This is a genomic window from Streptomyces sp. NPDC085900 (assembly GCF_044540925.1).
GTDB classification, from domain to species: Bacteria; Actinomycetota; Actinomycetes; order Streptomycetales; family Streptomycetaceae; genus Streptomyces; species Streptomyces gilvifuscus.
Genome location: NZ_JBITSP010000001.1, coordinates 832,577 through 853,818 on the forward strand (window position 1 = coordinate 832,577; position 21,242 = coordinate 853,818).

At 72.0% G+C, this 21,242-nt stretch carries 19 protein-coding genes and 1 pseudogene; 11 read left to right on the forward strand and 9 right to left on the reverse strand.

From position 1 onward, the window contains the following. Nucleotides 1-14: 14 nt before the first annotated feature. The 3 genes from ACIGDI_RS03735 to ACIGDI_RS03745 all read right to left on the reverse strand — a co-directional run bounded on the left by ACIGDI_RS03735 (nucleotide 15) and on the right by ACIGDI_RS03745 (nucleotide 3,571). A complete protein-coding gene (locus ACIGDI_RS03735) occupies nucleotides 15-1,001 on the reverse strand; it encodes an N-acetylmuramoyl-L-alanine amidase (protein ID WP_399889958.1) in 987 nt (328 codons plus the stop codon). A 22-nt stretch (nucleotides 1,002-1,023) separates the two neighbouring features. Then, nucleotides 1,024-1,674: a class I SAM-dependent methyltransferase gene (locus ACIGDI_RS03740; protein WP_399889961.1), complete on the reverse strand. Its 651-nt coding sequence runs from the start codon at nucleotides 1,672-1,674 to the stop codon at nucleotides 1,024-1,026. Nucleotides 1,675-1,837: 163 nt separating this feature from the next. Beyond that, nucleotides 1,838-3,571, reverse strand: a complete 1,734-nt coding sequence (locus ACIGDI_RS03745; protein ID WP_399889964.1) for an MFS transporter — start codon at nucleotides 3,569-3,571, stop codon at nucleotides 1,838-1,840. Nucleotides 3,572-3,730: 159 nt separating this feature from the next. On the opposite strand from ACIGDI_RS03745, the gene ACIGDI_RS03750 reads away from it, so the two are divergent. The 4 genes and pseudogenes from ACIGDI_RS03750 to ACIGDI_RS03765 all read left to right on the forward strand — a co-directional run bounded on the left by ACIGDI_RS03750 (nucleotide 3,731) and on the right by ACIGDI_RS03765 (nucleotide 7,890). Beyond that, nucleotides 3,731-4,918: a lipid-transfer protein gene (locus tag ACIGDI_RS03750; RefSeq protein ID WP_399889967.1), complete on the forward strand. Its 1,188-nt coding sequence runs from the start codon at nucleotides 3,731-3,733 to the stop codon at nucleotides 4,916-4,918. 104 nt (nucleotides 4,919-5,022) lie between these two features. Then, nucleotides 5,023-6,474, forward strand: a complete 1,452-nt coding sequence (locus ACIGDI_RS03755) for an MFS transporter (protein ID WP_399889970.1) — start codon at nucleotides 5,023-5,025, stop codon at nucleotides 6,472-6,474. A 51-nt stretch (nucleotides 6,475-6,525) separates the two neighbouring features. Next, nucleotides 6,526-7,063, forward strand: a pseudogene (locus tag ACIGDI_RS03760) (SigE family RNA polymerase sigma factor). A gap of 29 nt (nucleotides 7,064-7,092) precedes the next feature. Beyond that, nucleotides 7,093-7,890 (forward strand): hypothetical protein, encoded by a 798-nt coding sequence (locus ACIGDI_RS03765; protein ID WP_399889973.1) that lies wholly within the window; start codon nucleotides 7,093-7,095, stop codon nucleotides 7,888-7,890. Nucleotides 7,891-7,897: 7 nt separating this feature from the next. Here the strand turns inward: ACIGDI_RS03765 and ACIGDI_RS03770 are convergent, their stop codons facing one another. After that, entirely contained in the window at nucleotides 7,898-8,530 is a 633-nt protein-coding gene (locus ACIGDI_RS03770) for a response regulator (RefSeq protein ID WP_399890485.1), read from the reverse strand. Nucleotides 8,531-8,780: 250 nt separating this feature from the next. Between ACIGDI_RS03770 and ACIGDI_RS03775 the strand changes: the two genes are divergently transcribed. Further along, a complete protein-coding gene (locus ACIGDI_RS03775) occupies nucleotides 8,781-10,322 on the forward strand; it encodes an alpha-L-arabinofuranosidase B (protein WP_399889976.1) in 1,542 nt (513 codons plus the stop codon). On the opposite strand, the gene ACIGDI_RS03780 is transcribed toward ACIGDI_RS03775, so the two are convergent. From ACIGDI_RS03780 to ACIGDI_RS03790, 3 genes are read right to left on the reverse strand one after another with little or no spacing between them, the layout of a single operon-like run. After that, nucleotides 10,300-11,571 carry a sensor histidine kinase gene (locus tag ACIGDI_RS03780; RefSeq protein WP_399889979.1) on the reverse strand — a complete coding sequence of 424 codons (1,272 nt, stop codon included), beginning with the start codon at nucleotides 11,569-11,571 and terminating at the stop codon, nucleotides 10,300-10,302. The two genes, ACIGDI_RS03775 and ACIGDI_RS03780, sit on opposite strands and share 23 nt — an antisense overlap. A 13-nt stretch (nucleotides 11,572-11,584) precedes the next feature. Further along, nucleotides 11,585-12,301, reverse strand: a complete 717-nt coding sequence (locus tag ACIGDI_RS03785; protein ID WP_399890487.1) for an ABC transporter permease — start codon at nucleotides 12,299-12,301, stop codon at nucleotides 11,585-11,587. Further along, nucleotides 12,301-13,314, reverse strand: a complete 1,014-nt coding sequence (locus ACIGDI_RS03790; protein ID WP_399889982.1) for an ATP-binding cassette domain-containing protein — start codon at nucleotides 13,312-13,314, stop codon at nucleotides 12,301-12,303. Before ACIGDI_RS03790 ends, ACIGDI_RS03785 begins: the two co-directional genes overlap by 1 nt. Nucleotides 13,315-13,612: 298 nt before the next feature. Here ACIGDI_RS03790 and ACIGDI_RS03795 point away from each other — a divergent pair, with 298 nt between their 5' ends. From ACIGDI_RS03795 to ACIGDI_RS03805, 3 genes are read left to right on the forward strand one after another with little or no spacing between them, the layout of a single operon-like run. Next, on the forward strand, nucleotides 13,613-14,470 hold the full coding sequence (locus tag ACIGDI_RS03795) for a MaoC/PaaZ C-terminal domain-containing protein (protein ID WP_399889985.1): 858 nt from the start codon (nucleotides 13,613-13,615) through the stop codon (nucleotides 14,468-14,470). 29 nt (nucleotides 14,471-14,499) lie between these two features. Continuing rightward, nucleotides 14,500-15,576, forward strand: coding sequence for a Zn-dependent alcohol dehydrogenase (locus ACIGDI_RS03800; protein WP_399889988.1), 1,077 nt, complete (start codon nucleotides 14,500-14,502; stop codon nucleotides 15,574-15,576). Between the two features lie 10 nt (nucleotides 15,577-15,586). Continuing rightward, on the forward strand, nucleotides 15,587-16,525 hold the full coding sequence (locus tag ACIGDI_RS03805; RefSeq protein WP_399889991.1) for a 3-oxoacyl-ACP reductase: 939 nt from the start codon (nucleotides 15,587-15,589) through the stop codon (nucleotides 16,523-16,525). Between the two features lie 127 nt (nucleotides 16,526-16,652). Here ACIGDI_RS03805 and ACIGDI_RS03810 read toward each other — a convergent pair whose 3' ends face one another. Together ACIGDI_RS03810 and ACIGDI_RS03815 are read right to left on the reverse strand one after the other, a co-directional pair. Continuing rightward, nucleotides 16,653-16,808, reverse strand: a complete 156-nt coding sequence (locus ACIGDI_RS03810; RefSeq protein WP_399889994.1) for a hypothetical protein — start codon at nucleotides 16,806-16,808, stop codon at nucleotides 16,653-16,655. A 96-nt stretch (nucleotides 16,809-16,904) separates the two neighbouring features. After that, nucleotides 16,905-18,140 carry a hypothetical protein gene (locus ACIGDI_RS03815; RefSeq protein ID WP_399890491.1) on the reverse strand — a complete coding sequence of 412 codons (1,236 nt, stop codon included), beginning with the start codon at nucleotides 18,138-18,140 and terminating at the stop codon, nucleotides 16,905-16,907. A 222-nt stretch (nucleotides 18,141-18,362) separates the two neighbouring features. Between ACIGDI_RS03815 and ACIGDI_RS03820 the strand changes: the two genes are divergently transcribed. Genes ACIGDI_RS03820 through ACIGDI_RS03830 form a run of 3 tightly spaced genes read left to right on the forward strand, consistent with a single transcriptional unit; the run spans nucleotide 18,363 to nucleotide 21,223 of the window. Further along, a complete protein-coding gene (locus tag ACIGDI_RS03820) occupies nucleotides 18,363-19,202 on the forward strand; it encodes a Nif3-like dinuclear metal center hexameric protein (protein ID WP_200698612.1) in 840 nt (279 codons plus the stop codon). Further along, a complete protein-coding gene (locus ACIGDI_RS03825) occupies nucleotides 19,199-19,942 on the forward strand; it encodes a zinc ribbon domain-containing protein (protein WP_399890494.1) in 744 nt (247 codons plus the stop codon). Before ACIGDI_RS03820 ends, ACIGDI_RS03825 begins: the two co-directional genes overlap by 4 nt. 39 nt (nucleotides 19,943-19,981) lie before the next feature. After that, on the forward strand, nucleotides 19,982-21,223 hold the full coding sequence (locus tag ACIGDI_RS03830) for a bifunctional RNase H/acid phosphatase (protein ID WP_399889999.1): 1,242 nt from the start codon (nucleotides 19,982-19,984) through the stop codon (nucleotides 21,221-21,223). Nucleotides 21,224-21,242: the final 19 nt, after the last annotated feature.

Here is a 21,242-nt window from a genome sequence, read left to right on the forward strand (position 1 = left end):
GATCCGCCCACCGATCACGAAGAGCGCAGGAAACTCACGATTCCCTCAGAGATTCCCTGCGCCGCCTTCTGTCGCCAGGCTCCGCTGGTGAGCAGTGCCGCGTCCTTGCTATCGCGCATGTTGCCGCACTCGATGAACACCTTGGGAACCGTTGACAGATTGAGACCGCCGAGATCCTTACGCGTGACGAGGCCGGTGCCGTCGCCGATGTAGTTGGAGGCGGGTTCGCCCGTCACGCGGACGAAGTTGCCCGCTACGCGCTCGCCCAGCGAGGCGGAGGAGGCGACGATGGGGCGGGTGTCGGCGGCGCCCGAGTGGACCGCGCCCGGGAGGATGACGTGGAAGCCGCGGTTGCCGGCCGCGGAGCCGTCGGCGTGGATCGAGATCGCGGCGTCGGCGTGGGCGTCGTTGCCGATCCGCGCCCGGCCGTCGACGCAAGGGCCCCAGGACGGGGAGCCGTTGTCATGGGTCAGCTTCACCGTCGCGCCCTGCCGCTCCAGCAGCGCCTTGAGTCGGTGCGAGACGTCGAGGGTGAACTGGGCTTCCGTGTAACCCGCGTTGGTGGAGGTGCCCGTCGTGTCGCACTCCTTCCAGTTCGTGCCGATGTTCACCTTGCGGTTGATCTCGGCGGTGTGCTGGAAGTTGCCGGGGTTGTGGCCCGGGTCGATGACGACGACCTTGCCCCGCAGTGGGCCGGAGGCGGCAGGGGCGGAACTGGTCGGGCGGGCGAGCGTCGGCGTCGGACTCGGCGAGCCCGGCTGCTTGGCGTCGTCACTGGGAGCGGCGGAGGAGGGGGTGGCCGCGCCGCTGGACGCCGCGCTGGTGGCCGCCCGTACCGTCGCCCCGTCCGACCCGCCTCCGCCGCCGGACCCGCCGACGGTGTCGTAGACGAGCCAGCCGAGCAGCGCGCCGGGCACGAGCGCGGCGAGGGCGACGGTGAGGGGGCCGCGGCGGGGACGGCGGGGCTGCGGGGGATCGAAGTCCGGGCCTACGTACGACACGTCTGCGACTCTAACGGCGCCTTCAGATCCCCGCTCCCGTTCGCCGCAGGACGCGCAGCGAGTCGGTCACCGAGACCTCGGTGAAGGCACCGGACCGGAGTGCCCGGAGGTAGACGCGGTACGGGGCCTGGCCGGTGAACTCGTCCTTCGGGTCCGGGAAGACGTCGTGGATGAGGAGCAGTCCGCCCTCGGCGACGTGCGGGGCCCACCCCTCGTAGTCGGCGCCGGCGTGCTCGTCGGTGTGGCCGCCGTCGATGAAGACCAGGCCGAGGGGGGTGCCCCAGAACTTCGCGATCTGCGGGGACCGGCCCACCAGCGCGACCACGTGCTCCTCCAGGCCCGCCCCGTGCAGGGTGCGCCGGAACGTCGGCAGCGTGTCCATCAGGCCGATCTCCGGGTCGACCGTCTCCGGGTCGTGGTAGTCCCAGCCGGGCTGCTGCTCCTCGCTGCCGCGGTGGTGGTCGACGGTCAGGGCCGTCACCCCGGCCTGCCGGGCCGCGTCGGCGAGCAGGACGGTGGAACGGCCGCAGTAGGTGCCGACCTCCAGCAGCGGCAGACCGAGCGCGCCCGCCTCGACCGCGGCCGCGTACAGCGCCAGCCCCTCGTGCACGGGCATGAACCCCTTCGCCGCCTCGAAAGCGGCCAGGATCTCCGGCTTGGGCGCCGCGGCCATGGGGGTTCCTCCCGGTCGTACGAACATCAACGCCCCCATGCTGCCGCACCCCCGGTCACGACTTGGACCGAGGGTGGCTGCAGTATGCCTTTCAAGGGCGCGGGGAACTGCGCGACAAGCCACAACGAACCCGCGGCCGCCGACGCAACAGCCCCCCCGAGCCCTACGCGCTCACGCTCTCCCCGGGCAACGCAAGATCCACATCCACCGCCCGCTCCTCACCGGAGTGAGTCGCCGCGGAGGCCAACGGACCATGCCCCACAGCCCGTGCGGCGAGCACATACGCGCCTTCGGAAGGCACCGCCAGCAGATACGACCCGTCCGGCTCGGACAGCGTCGCCCCCGCCTGCCGCCCCCGTCGGTCGATCAGCGTGACCTTGGCACGGGCCACCGGCGCGCCCTCGGCGTCCAGGACGCGTCCGCGGAACCCGCGCAGCACCTGCTCGGCGCGCTCCATCGCGGCCTCCTCCTCGCTGCTGGCCCGCAGTCGCGGTGCCCGGTCGGGCTTCGGCAGGAACAGGGCCATCAGCAGGCCGATCGCCACCGCGCCCGTCGCGATGAGGAAGGACACCCGGAAGCCGTGCATGGTGGGGATCGCGACCCCGCCGACGTTCTGCGCGGTGTTGGCCAGCACCATTCCGATGACGGCGCTGGAGACGGACGTACCGATGGAGCGCATCAGGGTGTTGAGGCCGTTCGCGGCGCCCGTCTCGGAGGCCGGGACCGCGCCCACGATCAGCGCGGGCAGGGACGAGTACGCGAGGCCGATGCCCGCGCCGAGGACGACCGAGATGACCAGGCTCTGCCAGGCGGCGCTCATCAGGCCGAGGCCCGCGCCGTAGCCGATGGCGATGATCAGCATGCCGAGGATCAGGGTGACCTTGGGGCCGTACTTGGCGGACAGGCGGGCGTACACCGGCGCCGTGACCATCATCGTCAGGCCCAGCGGGGCGACCAGCAGGCCCGCGACGACCATCGACTGGCCGAGGCCGTAGCCCGTCGCCTTCGGGAGCTGGAGCAGCTGGGGAAGGACGAGGGAGACGACGTAGAACGAGACACCGACCATGATCGACGCCAGGTTGGTGAAGAGGACCGCCGGGCGGGCGGTGGTGCGCAGGTCGACGAGGGGGGCGGCGGAGCGCAGCTCGAACAGGCCCCACAGGAGGAGGACGACGGCCGCGGCGCCGAACATGCCGAGCGTGGTGCCGGAGGTCCAGCCCCAGTCGCTGCCCTTGGTGATCGGCAGCAGGAAGAGGACCAGGCCGGCCGAGAGGCCGATCGCGCCCAGGACGTCGAAGGAGCCCTCGGCGCGCATCGGGGACTCCGGTACGACGAGGAGGGTGAGGGCGATGGAGAGGACACCGAGGCCGGCGGCGCCGTAGAAGAGGGCGTGCCAGTCGGCGTGCTGGGCGACGAGGGCCGCGAGCGGCAGCGCGAGTCCGCCGCCGACGCCGATCGAGGAGCTCATCAGGGCCATCGCGGAGCCGAGCTTCTCGCGGGGCAGCATGTCGCGCATCAGGCCGATGCCGAGCGGGATGGCGCCCATCGCGAAGCCCTGGAGGGTACGGCCGGCGATCATCGGGAGCAGCGTGCTGGTGAGGGCGCTGACCAGGGCGCCGACCACCATCAGGCTGATGCTGACGATCAGCATCCGCCGCTTGCCGTAGAGGTCGCCGAGGCGGCCCATGATCGGCGTGGCGACGGCGCCCGAGAGCAGTGTCGAGGTCAGGACCCAGGTGGCGTTGCTGGGCGCGGTGTCCAGCAGTTGCGGCAGGTCCTTGATGACCGGGACGAGCAGGGTCTGCATCACCGCGACAACGATTCCCGCGAAGGCGAGCACCGGGACCACGGCCCCGCTCGCTCTCCGGGCGGGCTGGTCGTTCGTCGTGTGCGTCATGGCGTGAGGCCTCCCGTTGGATAAGTGCTGGGTAAACCTCGTATGCACAGGCAACTATTCCGTTGCTTCGGGACTCTAATCAATCCTTGACCCGGTCATGGGAATCTGAGGCGCCGTCAGGCCTGGCGGGCAACTGGAACGTGTTCTAGTCTGCGCGCCATGAAGGCCTACGTCGCCGGGGTCGGGATGACCCGATTCGAGAAGCCCGAGACCCGTGATTGGCAGTACTGGGACATGGTCCGGGAGGCGGGAAGCGCGGCGCTCGCGGACGCCGGAGTGACCTACCAGGACGTGGAACAGGTTCCCGTCGGCTACTGCTTCCAGCCCTCCACCGCCGGCCAGCGCGCCGCCTATGAGCTGGGTCTCACCGGCGTCCCGGTCTACAACGTCAACAACAACTGCGCGACCGGCTCGACCGCGCTGATGCTGGCGCGGCAGCTGGTGCAGGGCGGCTCGGCCGACTGCGTCCTGGCGCTGGGCTTCGAGAAGATGAAGAAGGGCGCGCTGGGGGGAGGGGCCGACGGGGGTGACTTCGCGACGTCTCCGGTCGCCCGGCACTACGGGATCATGGCCGCCCGGCACGGCTTCGAGATGACCCCGCCCACCGCCCAGATCTTCGGCGACGCGGCCCGCGAGCACATGGAGAGGTACGGCACCACCGAGGCGCAGCTGGCCGCCGTCGCCGCCAAGAACCACCGGCACTCCGCGCACAACCCGTACGCGCAGTTCCGGGACGTGTACGAGGTGGCCGACATCCTCGCCGCCCGTACGGTCCACCGGCCGCTGACCAAACTGCAGTGCTCGCCGACGTCCGACGGCGCCGCGGCGGCGGTGGTGGTGTCGGAACGGTTCGCCGAGGCGCGGGGCCTGACCGGGCTCGTGGAGATCGTCGCCCAGGCGATGACCACCGACACCGAGGAGTCCTTCGCGTCCGGCTCCTGCATCGACGTCGTCGGGCGGCCCATGTCCCGGGAGGCCGCCCGGCAGGTGTACGAGCGGTCCGGGCTCGGTATCGAGGACGTCGACGTCGTGGAACTGCACGACTGCTTCTCCGTCAACGAACTGCTGACCTACGAGGCGCTCGGGATGTGCGGGGAGGGCGAGTCCGGCAAGCTCGTCGAATCCGGGGCGACCACGTACGGCGGGCGCTGGGTGGTGAACCCGTCCGGCGGCCTGATCTCCAAGGGACATCCGCTGGGGGCCACCGGACTCGCTCAGGCCGCCGAGCTGGTCTGGCAGTTGCGGGGCGCGGCGGGGGAGCGGCAGGTTCCCGGGGCCCGGGTGGGCCTCGCGCACAACATCGGCCTGGGCGGGGCGGCGGTGGTGACGATGCTGAGGGCGGTCTAGAAAGGCCGGAGGTCTCGGCCCGGGCTCGCGGTGGCCCTAGGTCCGGCGACCGAAGGTCTCGTGGGGCGAAATGCCGATGCAAGGGGCGCAACCGGGTTGAGAGCATGACAGGCATGCTGGAAACCGCTGACGTCGCCCGGACCTCCCGTCTCACCGCCCCTCCCACCTGGCTGGTCGTGGCCCTTGCCTGCGCGGGTCAGTTCCTGGTCGTGCTGGACGTGTCGGTCGTCAATGTGGCCTTGCCGTCGATGCGAGCCGACCTGGGGCTGAGCGCGCAGGGGCTGCAGTGGGTGGTCAACGCCTACGCCATCGCCTTCGCCGGGTTCATGCTGCTCGGCGGGCGGGCCGGCGACCTGTACGGGCGCAAGCGGATGTTCCTGGTCGGACTCGGCCTGTTCACGCTGGCGTCGCTGGGCGGCGGGCTGGCGCAGGAGGGCGGGCAACTCCTGGTCGCGCGGGCCGTGCAGGGGCTGGGCGCGGCGGTGCTGGCGCCCTCGACGCTGACCATCCTGACCTCGGCGGTTCCCGAGGGCGCGGCCCGGATGCGGGCCATCGCCACCTGGAGCGCGGTGGGCGCGGGCGGCGGGGCCGCGGGCGGTCTGGTCGGCGGAGCGCTGGTGGACGGGCTGTCCTGGCGGTGGGTGCTGCTGATCAACGTGCCCGTCGGCGCGGTGGTGCTGGCCGGCTCGGTGAAGTGGCTGGCGGAGAGCCGGAACGGCGGCGGGCGGCGGCTGGACCTGCCGGGCGCCGTCCTGGTGACGGCCGGACTCGCCACGCTCGCGTACGGCATCTCGCAGACCGAGGCCGAAGGCTGGACGTCGGCCGCGACCCTCGTGCCGCTGGCCGCCGGGCTCACCCTGATCGCGGGGTTCCTGGCCGTCGAGGCGCGTACGACGGTCCCGCTGATGCCCCTCGGGCTGTTCCGGGTGCGGGCGGTGTCGTCGGCGAACGCGGCGATGTTCCTGAACGGCTCCGCGATGTTCTGCATGTGGTTCTTCATGACCCTGTACGCGCAGAACGTGCTCGGCTACACCCCGCTGGAGGCGGGCCTTGCCCTGGTGCCGAGCTCCCTGTCGATCATCCTGGGCTCGAAGCTCGCCCCCCGTTTCATGCCGGCGCTGGGCGCGCGCGGACTGGCCGCGCTGGGGACGCTGATCGCGGCGGCGGGCTATGTGTGGCAGTCGGCGATGACGTCGCAGGGCGCGTATCTCACGGAGATCATGCTGCCCGGCATCCTGATGATGCTGGGGGCCGGGCTGACGGCGACCCCGCTGGCCGCGCTCGCCACCTCGGGGGCGGCGCCCGAGGAGGCCGGGTTGGTGTCGGGGCTGATCAACACCTCGCGGACGATGGGCGGTTCGCTGGGGCTCGCGGTGATGTCGACGATCGCCGCGGCGCGCACGGGCGACCGCGGGACGCCCGCCGCGCTGACCGAGGGGTACGCGCTGGTGTTCCGGACGGGGGCAGGGGTGCTGCTCGCCGGGGTGGTGCTGATGCTGGTGTGGCTGCCGCGGCAGAAGGCGGCGGGTCGCGGGGAGGGGAATTCCGCGGAGTGAGGCAACGGTCCGGGCCGCTCATGGACTCCTTCAGACATCAAGGAGGTGCCCATGGGGGATCGCAAGGAGGCTCGGGACGAGGAGTTCCGGAGCTTTGTCACCGGCCGCTGGCCGCGGCTGGTGCGGACGGCATCTCCTCACGGGGGAGCGACACGCCGCCGAGGACCTCGCCCAGGCGACCCTCGAACAGGTCTACGTGGCCTGGCGCAGGGTCGGTTCGGCTGACGACCCGGAGGCGTACGTACGGCGCGTGATGATCAACGCGCACGCGCGCAGGCACCGCAGGAGGCTGCGGGAGTTCCTGGCGCCGAAGGACGACTCCGGCCTGGTCCGCGAGGTCGCCGACACCGGTGACCGCATCGCCCAGGCCGACGACCGCGGAGTCCTGCTCAAGGCGCTGGCGCAACTGCCGCCGAGGCAGCGGGAGGCGGTGGTCCTCCGGTACTGGGAGGACCTGACGGAGACCCAGGTGGCGCAGGCCATGGGCTGCTCCGTCGGCGCGGTGAAGAGCAACGCGGCCAAGGGGATCGCGAAACTGCGCGCCATACCGGGGCTGGCGGAGATGGTGACGAGCGGGGGCGGAAAGTGATGAGCGCGGACCGGGAAGCGGACCAGGACATGACGCACAGGGACATCGCCCTCCTGCTGGCCGACGCGGCGGACGGCGTCGAGGTCGGCACAGCCCCCACCCAGGCGGTCGTCCGGGGCGGGCGCCGGCGCAGGGCCCGGCGGTGGGCGGTGGCCGCCGCGGCGGCGCTGGCGATCGTCGGGACGACGGGGACGGTGGCGCTGGCGGGGCTGCCGGGCGGAGGCGGCGGGAAGGCGGAACCGGCGGTCACCCGGTCGTCGGCGCCCCTGCCGGACGTCTTCCAGAACAAGCCGCACCGCACGGAGCTGGCGAGCGGTACGGAGGACGGCAAGGACTGGGAGGTGTTCGTCGACGTCTGGGACGCGCCGCGCGACAAGGCCCAGGCGGAGGCCCAGTTGGCGGCGATGGCCGAGTACAAGGACGAGTGGCCGGCGTCCGTGCGGACGGCCGCCGACCTGGTGGGCAAGCGCACGTACTTCGTGCAGCGCAGCTACGAGGGCGACACATCGGTGGTGATCGAGAACTCGCTGCCCGAGCGGTACGCCAACGTGAGTACGGACATGGACTCGGGCGCGCTGGGCCTGTCGCCGCAGGACAAGCCCCAGCGCCTGGTGATCGGCCGGATCGCGAAGACCGCCCTGGAGGTGACCTGCGACTGGAAGGACGGCACGAGCACGGTCCTGCACCGGGTATCGGGCCCCGAGGCCGACGGCAGGCTGAAGCAGGGCATCCGGTCGGCCGAGGGCTCCGCGGACCGCTGGTTCGTCTGCCTCGCGCCCAAGGGCACGGCTTACAAGAACGCGCGGGTGACGGGGCCGGACCAGTGACCGGCCCTCAGAGCCACCCCTGCTGCCGGGCCTCCCGCATCGCCTCCATGCGGTTGCGGGTGCCCGTCTTGCCGATCGCCGAGGACAGGTAGTTGCGGACCGTCGACTCCGACAGGTGCAGCTTGGCGGCGATGTCGGAGACGGTCGCGCCGTCCGCGGAGGCCTTGAGCACGTCGCACTCACGGGCGGTGAGCGGACTGGGCCCGGCGCTGAGCGCCGCCGCGGCGAGCGCGGGGTCGATGACGGTCTCGCCGGTCAGCACCCGGCGGATCGCGGCGGCCAGCTCCTCCACCGGGCCGTCCTTCACCAGGAAGCCGGCGGCTCCCGCCTCCATGGCGCGGCGCAGATAGCCGGGCCGGCCGAAGGTGGTCAGGATCAGCACCCGGCAGTCCGGTACCTGCTCGCGCAGTTCGGCGGCCGCGTCCAGGCCGCTCATGCCCGGCAGTTCGATGTCCAGCAGGGCCACGTCCGGGCGGTGCGTCAGCGCGGCGTCCACGATCGCGTCGCCGGTGCCGACCTGGGCGACGACCTCCAGGTCGGCCTCCAGGTTCAGCAGCAGCGCGAGCGCGCCACGCATCATTCCCTGGTCCTCGGCGAGCAGAACCCGCACGCTCTTGGTCGGCCGGTGATCCCGGGGCATCTCGTCCACGGGCCAAGAGTAGGGCGCGGGCGCCCGGTCGGTCCCCTTAAAGACTCGGCATGGTTCCGTTCCTGAAGGCTTGACGGCTTCTGACGGTGGCCCAACAATCGCCTCTGCATTGAGAGTTCGCCTTTGCAATTCCTGTCTCCGTACTCCCACCCGCAATTGTTCGGCATTTCGATCGGTGTCAGAAATCCGGAATTAGCTTCGAACGTCGTTCGGTATACCGGACAGTGAAGGAGGCTCCACCGTGTTCCCCAGACTCAGAACCGCGGCCCTGGCAGCGCTCTCGGCGCTCGTCACGGTGCTGGCGCTCGCCGTCGGCATTCCGCAGGCGCAGGCGGCCGGTTCACTGCCCTGCGACATCTACGCCGCCGCGGGCACCCCCTGTGTCGCCGCGCACAGCCTGGCCAGGGCGCTGTACTCCTCGTACAACGGCTCCCTCTACCAGGTGCAGCGGGCCTCCGACAGCGCCACCAAGGACATCGGGCTGCTGGCCGCCGGCGGCTACGCCAACGCGGCCGCCCAGGACTCCTTCTGCGCCGGCACCACCTGCATCATCACCAAGATCTACGACCAGTCCTCGCGCCACAACGACCTGACCGTGGAGGGCGCGGGAGGCGCCGGGGCGGCCGACGTCGGCGCGCCCGCGGACGCCCTGCCGGTGACCGTCGGCGGCCACCAGGTCTACGGCCTGGAGATCTCGGCGGGCATGGGCTACCGCGACAACTCCACCTCGGGCGTCGCCACCGACGGCGGCGCCGAGGGGATGTACATGGTCACGTCCGGCACCCACGTCAACGGCAGCTGCTGCTTCGACTACGGCAACGCCGAGACGAACAACAAGGACACCGGCAACGGCCACATGGACGCGATCAACTTCGGCACCGAGTGCTGGTTCTCGCCCTGCTACGGCCAGGGCCCGTGGGTGCAGGCGGACCTGGAGAACGGGCTGTTCCAGTCCAACCTCGGCTACAGCACGAACTCCTCCAACACCGGTACGGGCGCGCTGCCGTTCGTGACCGCGCTATTGAAGAACAACGGCCAGGACCATTTCGCACTGAAATGGGGCAACGCCCAATCCGGCGGGCTGACCACGACCTATTCCGGCAGTGAGCCCACCAATGCCAGTGGCTACTCGCCCATGCACCAGGAGGGCGCCATCGTCCTCGGCACCGGCGGCGACAACAGCAACGGCTCCATCGGCTCGTTCTTCGAGGGCGTCATGACCTCCGGCATCCCGACGGACGCCGCCGACAACTCCGTCCAGGCCAACATCGTCTCCGTCGGCTACGGCGGCGCCACCGGCTCCACCGGGACGCTCACCCCCGGCTCGGAGATCTCCCTGAAGGCGACCACGTCCTGCTGCACCGGCGACTACATCCGCCACCAGAACAACACGGCCGTCGTCTCCGCGATCACCTCGAGCAGCTCGGCCCTGGACAAGAACGACGCCACCTGGATCGTCCGCCGCGGCCTCGCCGACGCCTCCTGCGTCTCCTTCGAGTCGCGCAACTACCCCGGCGACTTCCTGCGCCACTACAACTACCAGCTGCTGCGGCAGCCGATGACCGGCACCACACAGTTCAGACAGGACGCCACGTTCTGTCCGACGACCGGCAAGAGCGGCACGGGGACGTCGTTCGCGTCGTACAACTACCCGACGAAGTTCATCCGCCACTACGACTACAACGTCTACATCGCGAGTGACGGAGGCTCCAACACCTGGGACAGCGCCACGTCCTGGACGGACGACGTGAGCTGGGTGGTCAGCGCGCCCTGGGCGCCGTAGCGGCCACGGGGGCCGGTGTGTCGCCGGGCTCCAGGGGAAGCTCGGCGGTGACCGTGAAGCCGCCTCGCGGCGACGGGCCGGCCCGCAGGGAGCCGCCCGCCGCCGCGAGGCGCTCGGTCAGACCCTTCAGGCCCGTGCCGCCGACGCCGGGGGAGGAGGGGAAGGCCGGTTCGCCGCCGCCGTTGTCGGCGACCGTCAGGCGGACCTGCTCGGCGGCGCCGTCCACGGTGATCTCGCAGCGGGTCGCGCCCGCGTGCCGCACGACATTCGTGACGGCCTCCCGCACCACCCAGCCCAGCAGGACCTCGGTCTGCGGCGCGAGGGGCGTGCCCGAACGCCGCACCACCGGTTCGACGTCGGCCGCCGACAACACCGAGCGGGCGCGGTCGAGTTCGGTGCCGAGGCTGCCCTCGCGGTAGCCGGTGACGGCCTCCCGGATCTCGGTGAGGGCCTGCCGGCCCACGGACTCGATGTCGGTGATCTGGGCCAGCGCCGCGTCCAGGTCCCGCGGGGCCAGCCGCCGGGCGGCCTCCGACTTCACCACGATCACCGACATGGTGTGGCCGAGCAGGTCGTGCAGATCGCGCGAGAAGCGCAGCCGCTCCTTCTCGACGGCCTGGTGGGCGAGTTGCTCACGGGCGGCGCGCAGTTCCCGTACGGCCTCGGACAGGGAGAGGATCGCCGCCGTCACCATGGTCGAGATGAAGGTGGCGTAGGCGATGTTCAGCCCGTTCCAGCCGTCGCGCGCGGTGGAGACCACCCCGGCGAGCAGGGCGACACCGGTGCCGGACCAGCGCAGGTACTCGCCCCGCAGGGCCGCGCCCGTGGCCAGCCCGAGCAGGGGGAAGAACAGCAGCCAGTTGTCGCCGTAGCTCCCGGCCAGACCGCAGGTGATCGCGGCCATCACGCCCAGCGCCACCCGCGTGGAGACGGACTGCCGCTTCTCCTTCACGAAGGCGCGCGTCGCCACGAAGATGTAGAGGGAGTTGAAGGCGAGCAGCCCCAGACCGCCGATCCACGGGTTGGGGGTCTTGCCCTGAAAGAGGTTGGAGAACGCCCCCAGCCCCATCAGCAGCCACGGCAGCAGGGAGAAGGCCGTCGGCGGCGGGCCCGGGTGCTCGGGCACCTCGGCGCCGGTGCGGCGCGCCTCCTTCTGCGCGGCCTTGAAGGCCCGCATGTCCGCCCGCCACCGCTCCCGGGCAGCCCGCCACTGCCGCAGCTGACAGGCGATCCCACGTGTCCAGTGCATCCTCGTCCCCCGTTCAGGCGGTCCGTCCGGACCGCCGGTACGACAGCACAGCGTACGAACCGAACGCCAGCAGCCAAGCCCCCAGGACACAGACCGCGCCGAGCGCCGGAGCGCGTCCGTCCGCGACCGACGTGCCCAGCTCGGCGAACCGGTAGGTGGGCGTGTACGCCGACACGGCGCGCAGCCAGCCCGGGAAGAGGGTGACGGGGAACCACAGGCCGCCGAGGACGGCCAGGCCCAGGTTGCAGGCCATGTTCGCCACGCCGGTGGTCTGTCCGGTCAGCCGGTAGCCGTTGCCCAGCCCCAGCAGCGTGAACGGCAGCGAGCCCAGCCACAGCAGCAGCGCGATCGCGCCCCACTGCCAGGCCGCCAGCCGCACCCCGTTGACCAGACCGCCCGCCGCGAGCACCGCCACGATCGCCGGCAGCACGGTCACCGAGCCGGTCAGCGCCCGCCCGACCACGACCTGCCGCGGTGTCATCGGCGTCACCCGCAACTGCCGCAGCCACCCGATCGCCCGGTCCTCGGCGACCCCGCCACCGGTGTTGAGCGCGGACCCGACGGCCCCGTACCCCGCCATCCCGACCATCGCGGCCGTCTTGTAACCCCCGTCGTCCGCACCGAGGTTGGTGAACAGCAGATACATCAGCACGGGCATGGCGACCCCGCCGACGACGAATCCGACGTCGCGGAGGGTGCGGCGCACTTCTAGACGCAGGTAGTCGAGCATCACGACGCCTCCTTGATGCCGGTGTCCTCGGGGACCGATCCAGCCCGTCTGGGGGCACCCCCTCTGGGGGAGTTCGAGGACGAGGCCCGTCCAGGGCCGAACGGGGGCCTGGGGGCAGAGCCCCCAGGAGCGGTGAGGGCGAGAAACGCATCGTCCAAAGACGCCGGTGCCACCTCCAACCCCCGTATCGCACCGAGCCCGACCAGGGCGACCACCGTGGCGTCGGGGTCGTCCGTCCGCAGCCGCGCCCGGCCCCCGCGCACCTCCAGCGACCGCACGCCCGGCAGCCGCTCCAGCCCCCGGGTGTCGCCTCCGGCGAGGTCGAAGGCGACCAGGCCACCGCCCACCGACCGCTTCAGCTCCTCGCTCGTGCCGTCGGCGACGATCCGGCCGCCGTCGATGACGAGGATGCGGTCCGCGTGGGCGTCCGCCTCCTGGAGGTGGTGGGTGGAGAACAGCACCGTGTGGCCGAGGCGCGCGTAGGACCGCATCGACGCCCAGAACGCGTGCCGCGCCTCCACGTCCAGGGCGGCCGTCGGCTCGTCCAGGACGATCAGCGTGGGGTTCCCGGCGAGGGCGACGGCGAAGCGGACGCGCTGGGTCTGGCCGCCGGACAGCCGGTCCACGCGGCGTCCGGCCAGTTCCGTGATCCCGGCCAGCCGCAGCGCCCGCTCGACCGGCATCGGCGCCGGATAGCGCCCCGCGACGAAGGCGACCAGCTCGCGCACGGTGACGCGGGGCACCGCGCGGCCCTCCTGCAGCATGGCGCCGACCCGCCCGGCCCGCACGGCGGCCCCGGGGGGCGCACCGAACAGCTCGACGGTGCCCTCGTCGGGCTCGTTCAGGCCGAGCAGCAGGGAGATCGTCGTCGACTTGCCCGCGCCGTTGCGGCCGAGGAGGGCGACCGTCTCGCCGGGCGCGATGGTCAGATCGACGCCGTCGACGGCGCGCACGGCGCCGAAGGTCTTGACCGCCCCCGTGAAGGACACGGCGGCGCATTCCGTCTGTGTCATGGCTACGACGCTACGAAGTGGGCACCCCCGTCCGGCAGATGCGCTTGTACGGACCTGGGCAGGACAAATGTCACGGCCGGTCCGGGCGCGCACCCGGCGTACCCGACAGCCCGTCCGGGCGGGCGCCCGGCATACCTGACACGGCGTCAGGAGCCTTCACAAGTGACGAGCCCTGGGCTATACAGAGGGCGCCGGACTGGAACGCGTTCTAGATCGGCCATCGTGACGACCTCGGTCGCGGCCGACGGTGCGGACGGCCGCGCCGAGGTCTTGAGCCACTCGATCCACCAGGAGCCGTATGCCCATCGACGCAGCGAAGGCCCTCGCCGCCGAACCCCGGTCCGGCGAGATCACCTGGGACCACAAGGACGTCCAGCTCTACCACCTCGGCATCGGCGCCGGCATCCCGGCCACCGACCCCGACGAGCTGCGCTACACCCTGGAGTCCCGGCTGCACGTCCTGCCGAGCTTCGCCACCGTCGCGGGCGCCGGTTCCCCCGGCGTGATCAGCGGGCTGTCCATGCCGGGCGTGGACGTCGACCTCGCCAAGGTCCTGCACGGCGGCCAGTCGCTGACCATCCACCGCCCCCTTCCGGCGCGGGGCACCGCCACCGCCACCGGCCGTATCGCCGCCGTGTACGACAAGGGCAAGGCGGCCGTCCTGGTCATGCGCACGGAGGTCGCCGACGTCGACGGCCCGCTGTGGACGAACGACGCCCAGATCTTCGTACGAGGGGAGGGCGGCTGGGGCGGCGACCGCGGCCCCTCCACACGCCTCGAACCTCCGGCCGGCGACCCCGACCGGATCGTCGAACGGCACATCCGCGAGGACCAGGCCCTGCTCTACCGCCTCTGCGGCGACTACAACCCGCTGCACGCCGACCCCGAGTTCGCCAAGCGCGCCGGGTTCGACAGGCCCATCCTGCACGGGTTGTGCACCTACGGCATGACGCTCAAGGCGGTCGTCGACACGCTGCTCGGCGGGGACGTGAGCCGGGTGCGGTCGTACTCGACCCGGTTCGCGGGCGTCGTGTACCCGGGGGAGACCCTGCGGATGCGCATGTGGCACACGCCGCGGTCCACCACGGTCGTCGTCAGCGCGGTGGAGCGGGACGACGCGCCGGTCCTCGCCGACACGATCGTCGAACACGGTTGACACAGCTAGCAGTTGAGGGGAGCCGCACCATGCGCGCAGCCGTACTGCAGGAGATCGGCCAGGAGAAGCTGGAGGTCCTCGACGACGTCGAGTCCGTGGGGTTCGGGCCCGGCAAGGTACGCATCCGGGTCAGGGCGACCGGGTTGTGCCACTCGGACCTGTCCGCGATGAGCGGGGTACTGCCGCAGCCCGCGCCCTTCGTGCCCGGCCACGAGGGAGCGGGGGAGATCCTCGAGGTCGGCGACGGGGTCACCCACCTGAAGGCGGGCGACCGGGTGGTCGTGTGCTGGCTGCCGGCCTGCGGCACCTGTCCCGCCTGCAAGCGCGGCCAGACCGAGCTGTGCCTGGCCGGGTTCATGAACGCCGGCACCCCCAACTTCCGCCGCCCCGGCGGCGATGTCTTCGGCTTCGCCGGCACCGGCACCTTCGCCGAGGAGGTCGTCGTCGACGCGGGCTGCGCGGTGCCGATCCCGGACGACGTGCCCTACGACATCGCGGCGCTGATCGGCTGCGGGGTGACCACCGGACTCGGGGCCGCCCTCAACACCGCCGACGTGGAGGCCGGTTCGTCGGTCGCCGTCATCGGCTGCGGCGGCGTCGGCATCTCGGCGATCCAGGGCGCGCGGCTGAAGGGCGCGGCGGAGATCGTCGCCGTCGACCCGGTGGCCTCGCGCCGCGAGTCGGCCATCGGGTTCGGCGCCACCAAGGCCGTCTCACCGGACGAACTGGCCGACGCCAAGCAGCAGGTGACCGCCGGGGAGGGCTTCGACTACGTCTTCGAGGTCGTCGGCAAGTCGGCCACCGCCCGGACGGCGTACGACAACACCCGGCGCGGCGGCACCCTCGTCGTGGTCGGCGCGGGCGCCATGGACGACTTCCTCCAACTCAACATGTTCGAGCTGTTCTTCGACGAGAAGCGCATCCTGCCGTCGATGTACGGCGGCGGCGACGTCCTGCGCTCCTACGAGCGCACCGTCGCCCTGTGGCGGGCGGGCCGCATCGACCTGGAGGGCCTGATCACGCACCGGGTGCCGCTGACCGAGATCAACGAGGCGCTGGACCAGATGCGCACGGGCACCGCCCTGCGTACCTGCATCGAGATCTGACGGAGGGCCCGTGTCGCTGCCACTGGAAGGACTGTCGGCCGTCGTCACCGGCGCTGGCCGGGGCCTGGGCCGGGCCGAGGCGCTCGAACTCACCCGGCTCGGCGCGGCCGTCGTCGTCAACGACTACGGCCAACCGGGCCGGGACGGCTCCGGGGAGGCCTCCGCGGGCCCCGCCGAGGAGGTCGCCGCCGAGATCCGCGCGGCCGGCGGACGGGCCACCGCCCACACCGGGGACGTGGCCGACTTCCAACAGGCCCGTCAGTTGGTGGAGTTGGCCATCGCGGAGTTCGGCAAGCTGGACATCCTGGTCAACAACGCGGGCATCCTGCGCGACCGCATGGTCTTCTCCATGACCGAGGGCGAGTGGGACTCGGTGATCCGGGTCCACCTCAAGGGCCACTTCAACACGATCCACTTCGCCGCCGCCCACTGGCGCGAGCGCTCCAAGGCGGCGGGCGGCCCGGTCTACGGCCGGATCGTGAACACCTCCTCGGAGGCCTTCCTCGCGGGCTCCGCGGGCCAGCCCAACTACGCGGCCGCGAAGGGCGGAATCGTCGGCCTGACCACCTCCACGGCCCTCGCCCTCGCCAAGTACGGGGTCACCGCCAACGCCATCTGCCCGCGCGCCCGCACCCGGATGACCGAGGACGTCTTCGCCGGCTTCGAGCAGCCCGCCGACGGCCTCGACCCGCTCGCCCCCGAGCACGTCGCCCCGCTCGTGGGCTACCTGGCCTCACCCGCCGCGGCCCGCGCCAACGGCCAGCTGTTCGTCGTGCACGGCGGCATGGTCGCGGTCGTGGACCGCCCGCGCGTGCGAGCCAAGTTCGACAGCAAGCAGGACACCTTCACCTACGACGAGCTGGACGCCGTACTCACCGCGCACTACGCCGAGCGGCCCGAGGGGGAGACGTTCGCGGCGGCGGAGGTGCTCGGCCTCAAGCGGACGTAGAGCCGACGTAGAGCGGACGTCGAGCGGAGACCTGGAGCCGACGTCGAGCGAAGCGCGTGCAGGGCGGGCGTGGACACGCGGAAGGGCCCGCACACCGGTCGGTGTGCGGGCCCTTCCCTGCGTACCCTCAGGCAGCTGCCTCGGTGTCCTCGGCCGGCTTGCGGTGGCGGCCACGAGGGGCCGTGTCACCGTCCTGGGCCGAGTTCGGACCCCGGTGACGACCGTGACCGGCGTCCTCCTGGGTCTCGGCGGACAGCGGCTGCATGGTGCTTGTGTCGCTCATCGGAAGGATTCACCCCGTCAACATGATCTTTCGAACAGCCCGGCGAGTTTAACCAGCACCCCGCCACCCGGATCCAGGCGGGCACGCCCATCGGCACTAGTTCGTTACAAGACGTCCCAAGGGCGCTTCCCGCAACGGCACCGGACGGGCCACGACCGGTTCCGGAGGGTCCGGTTGTGACGGTTCGTCCGCCGCCGGAGGACCCGGCTGCCACGGTTCGTCCGCCGTCGCGGGGGCACCCTCCGACGCCGCCCGCACGCCCGCACCGCCATCCCCCGGACCACCCTCCGGAACCGCGTCCCCCGCTTCCCCCGAGGGCGCCGCCACCCGCGCCAGACCGCACGGCATCTCGGCCGTCGCGTACGGCAGTTGCAGCACCCCGTCCCTGGTCCACAGCCCCGCCCCGGCCAACCACCCGGCCGGCGCCGCGAGATGGTGCACCTGCCGCCGGTCCGGCCGCCACAGCCCCACCCAGCCGCCCATCGGCCCGTCCACCCGCAGCGCCACCCCACAGCTCTCCGGCATCAGCACGAGCCCCGGCTGGATCGCGAACGGCGTCACCGAGCAGTCCGGCACCCGCAGACACTCCGGGAACCGCACCGGAAGCGTGCTGCCCAGCACCCCCCAGCCCAGCCGGTCCTCACCCGGCGACGGCGCGTCCGAGCGGATCAGCAGCAGCCCGCTGTCCGGGTCGGCCAGCAGCAGCCGGTCGTCGCTGCCGTCGGTGATCTGCAGGAACGGCGACACCTCGCCGCCCCGCCCCAGATCCACCACGACCGTCTTCGTCCGCCCGCCGACCTCCCGGTCCAGCGCCAGCATCCGGCCCGCGTGGTCCAGCCACACCCCGCCCGAGCAGCGCCCCGGGATCTCCGCCAGCCGCTCCGGCCCGAAGGCCCCGCCCGCCACCAGCCACAGCGTGCTGGAACGCCGGCCCACCGCGAGGGCGTACGCCTTCTCGCCGCCCGGCGCCGGGGGCAGCAGCCGCAGTGAGGCATCCTCGTCCGGGCACTCGACCGCGCCGAGCAGGACTTCGCCGGTGCCGGGGCCGGTCGGATACAGCAGGGAGAAGACGTGCCGCCCGTCCGTGGGCCGACGGATCAGCACCCGCCCGTCGCCCATCGGCTGCACCTCCGTACCGGGCTCCTCCGGCTGGTTGCCGGGCAGCGGCACCGCGTACGGCTCGGGGCCGTCCAGCGTCCAGCGCTCCGGGAACCAGCAGTCGCCGTCCAGGGCGAGGCGGGCGGCGTAGGCGCCGTCCGCGGTGATGGAGCAGCCCACCTCCGGAGCACCGTCCCCGGGGGCAGCCTCGGGCTCGATCGCACAGGCCGTCATGGTCTGGTCACCTCCGGTCACGAAGCTAGTTTTCGCACGCACACACGGGGGACCACGAGGCTCCTGCTTCACACATAAGGGTGGTAGAGGAACGATTCGCCTGAGGGAAGGGAGGCCGCTGTGCTGAGGGTGGCCCCCGACGGTCCCGCACACCCGGACCGGCGCGCGCCCGGCCGCGGACATCGGTTCAGCGGCACGGATCAGGCAGGTAGCCTTCTGTCCGTGCCCCGTCTGTCTGAAGTCATCGCCGCGCTGGAGAACCTGTGGCCCGCCGCGCGGGCCGAGTCCTGGGACGCGGTCGGCACCGTCGTGGGCGACCCCGACCAGGAGGTCACCCGGGTCCTGTTCGCCGTCGACCCGGTCCAGGAGATCGTCGACGAGGCGGTCAAGCTCGGCGCCGACCTGATCGTCACCCACCACCCGCTCTACCTCCGCGGTACGACGACGGTCGCGGCGACCCACTTCAAGGGCCGCGTCGTGCACACCCTCATCAAGAACGACATCGCGCTGCACGTCGCCCACACCAACGCCGACACCGCCGACCCGGGCGTGTCGGACGCCCTCGCGGGCGCGCTGGACCTCCGAGTCGTACGACCGCTCGTGCCGGACCCGACCGACCCGCAGGGCCGCCGGGGCCTCGGCCGCGTCTGCGAACTGGACCACCCGCTGCCGCTGCGCGACTTCGCCGCCCGCGCCGCCGAGCGCCTGCCCGCCACCGCGCAGGGCATCCGCGTCGCCGGCGACCCCGAGGCCGTCATCCGCACCGTCGCCGTCAGCGGCGGCTCCGGCGACAGCCTCTTCGACCAGGTCCGCGCCGCGGGCGTCGACGCCTTCCTCACCGCCGACCTGCGCCACCACCCGGCCTCCGAGGCCGTCCTCCAAAGCCCCCTCGCGCTGCTCGACGCGGCGCACTGGGCCACCGAGTGGCCCTGGTGCGAGCTGGCCGCCACCCAGCTCGACGAAATCTCCGACCGCCACGGATGGGACCTGCGCGTCCACGTCTCCAAGACGGTCACCGACCCCTGGACCAGCCACTCCCCTTCACCTGGAGCCCCCAACTGAACGCCGCGCCCGCCGACCAGATCCGACTCCTCGACGTCCAGGACCTCGACGTACGCCTGCAGCAGCTCGCGCACAAGCGCAGGTCGCTGCCCGAGCACGCCGAGATCGAGTCGCTGACCAAGGACCACACGCAGCTGCGGGACCTCCTGGTCGCCGCGCAGACCGAGGAGAGCGACACCGCCCGCGAGCAGACCAAGGCCGAGCAGGACGTGGACCAGGTGCGCCAGCGCGCCGCCCGCGACCAGCAGCGCCTGGACTCCGGCGCGGTCACCTCCCCCAAGGACCTGGAGAACCTCCAGCGCGAGATCGCCTCCCTCGCCAAGCGGCAGGGCGACCTCGAGGACATCGTCCTGGAGGTCATGGAGCGCATCGAGTCCGTGCAGGAGCGGGTGCGCGAGCTGACCGACCGGGTCTCCTCCGTCCAGTCGAAGATCGACGACGCCACCGCGCGCCGGGACGCCGCCCTCGAGGAGATCGACGGCGAGGTCGCCACGGTGACCAAGGAGCGCGAGGTCATCGCCGGCACCATCCCCGCCGACCTGCTCAAGCTCTACGACAAGCTGCGCGAGCAGCAGGGCGGCATCGGCGCGGCCAAGCTGTACCAGCGCACCTGCCAGGGCTGCCGCCAGGAGCTGTCCATCACCGACTTCAACGACGTCCGCGCGGCCGCCCCCGACACGGTGGTGCGCTGCGAGAACTGCCGCCGCATCCTGGTGCGCACGGCCGAGTCCGGTCTGTAGAGGTCTTTTCCTTCAGAGGTGCTTTAAGGAGCCTGTGCGGTGCGGGAGTTCATCGTCGAGGCCGACGGCGGGTCGCGGGGCAACCCGGGACCCGCGGGCTACGGGTCGGTCGTGCTGGACGCGGCGACGGGGGAGACGCTGGTCGAGGCGGCCGAGTACATCGGCGTGGCCACGAACAACGTCGCCGAGTACCGGGGGCTGCTGGCGGGGTTGCGGGCTGCCCATGAGCTCGACCCCTCGGCGTCCGTGCACGTCCGCATGGACTCCAAGCTGGTCGTCGAGCAGATGTCGGGCCGCTGGAAGATCAAGCACCCGGACATGAAGCCGCTGGCGATGGAGGCGGCACGGGTGTTCCCGGCGGACCGGGTGACGTATGAGTGGATTCCGCGGGAGCGGAACAAGCATGCGGATCGGTTGGCGAACGAGGCGATGGATGCGGGGGGCCGGGGGGAGCAGTGGTCGGCGGGGGAGTCGACGGCTGAGCTGTCTGCCCGCCGCGGAGCGGCGGAGTCGTCGGCGGAGCTGGACAGTGCCGCGTCCACCGGCGGCGGAGCCGCTGCTGCCGACGCTGCTGGGGCCGGGGCCGCTGTGAAGGCCGACGCCGATGCTCGGGCCGCGACCGCTGTTGCCAGTCCCGGCTGGGCTCCCGCCGACATGGGCGCCCCGGCAACCTTCGTACTGCTGCGGCACGGCGAGACCCCGCTGACCCCGCAGAAGCGGTTCTCGGGGAGCGGCGGCACGAATCCCGCGCTGTCCGAGGTGGGCCGGGAGCAGGCCGAGCGGGTCGGCGCCGCGCTGGCCCGGCGCGGGACGGTACAGGCGATCGTCGCGTCCCCCCTCGCCCGTACCCGCGAGACCGCCGCCATCGTCGCCCGGCACCTCGGCCTCGAGGTGAGCGTCGAGGACGAGATCAGGGAGACGGACTTCGGCGCCTGGGAGGGACTGACCTTCGGCGAGGTGCGCGCGCGCTACCCGGACGACCTCAACCGGTGGCTGGCCGACCCCACGGTCGAACCCTCCGGCGGCGGCGAGAGCTTCGCGGCGACGGCCACCCGTATCGCCGCGGCCCGCGACAAGCTGGTCGCGGCCTACGCGGGCCGTACCGTCCTGCTCGTCTCGCACGTGACGCCCATCAAGACGTTCATCCAACTCGCCCTGGGCGCCCCGCCGGAGTCCCTGTTCCGCATGGAACTCTCGGCCGCTTCCCTGTCGGCGGTGGCGTACTACGCGGACGGCAACGCGAGCGTACGGCTCTTCAACGACACGTCCCACCTGCGCTGAGGCCCCCGCGGGCGGGGCG

Bases quoted from the DNA above. Each gene is read 5' to 3' on its own strand.
- ACIGDI_RS03740 (WP_399889961.1), bottom strand. From the start codon at position 1,674: ATGGCCGCGGCGCCCAAGCCGGAGATCCTGGCCGCTTTCGAGGCGGCG.
- ACIGDI_RS03745 (WP_399889964.1), bottom strand. From the start codon at position 3,571: ATGACGCACACGACGAACGACCAGCCCGCCCGGAGAGCGAGCGGGGCC.
- ACIGDI_RS03750 (WP_399889967.1), top strand. From the start codon at position 3,731: ATGAAGGCCTACGTCGCCGGGGTCGGGATGACCCGATTCGAGAAGCCC.
- ACIGDI_RS03755 (WP_399889970.1), top strand. From the start codon at position 5,023: ATGACAGGCATGCTGGAAACCGCTGACGTCGCCCGGACCTCCCGTCTC.
- ACIGDI_RS03765 (WP_399889973.1), top strand. From the start codon at position 7,093: ATGACGCACAGGGACATCGCCCTCCTGCTGGCCGACGCGGCGGACGGC.
- ACIGDI_RS03770 (WP_399890485.1), bottom strand. From the start codon at position 8,530: ATGCCCCGGGATCACCGGCCGACCAAGAGCGTGCGGGTTCTGCTCGCC.
- ACIGDI_RS03780 (WP_399889979.1), bottom strand. From the start codon at position 11,571: ATGCACTGGACACGTGGGATCGCCTGTCAGCTGCGGCAGTGGCGGGCT.
- ACIGDI_RS03785 (WP_399890487.1), bottom strand. From the start codon at position 12,301: ATGCTCGACTACCTGCGTCTAGAAGTGCGCCGCACCCTCCGCGACGTC.
- ACIGDI_RS03790 (WP_399889982.1), bottom strand. From the start codon at position 13,314: ATGACACAGACGGAATGCGCCGCCGTGTCCTTCACGGGGGCGGTCAAG.
- ACIGDI_RS03795 (WP_399889985.1), top strand. From the start codon at position 13,613: ATGCCCATCGACGCAGCGAAGGCCCTCGCCGCCGAACCCCGGTCCGGC.
- ACIGDI_RS03800 (WP_399889988.1), top strand. From the start codon at position 14,500: ATGCGCGCAGCCGTACTGCAGGAGATCGGCCAGGAGAAGCTGGAGGTC.
- ACIGDI_RS03810 (WP_399889994.1), bottom strand. From the start codon at position 16,808: ATGAGCGACACAAGCACCATGCAGCCGCTGTCCGCCGAGACCCAGGAG.
- ACIGDI_RS03815 (WP_399890491.1), bottom strand. From the start codon at position 18,140: ATGACGGCCTGTGCGATCGAGCCCGAGGCTGCCCCCGGGGACGGTGCT.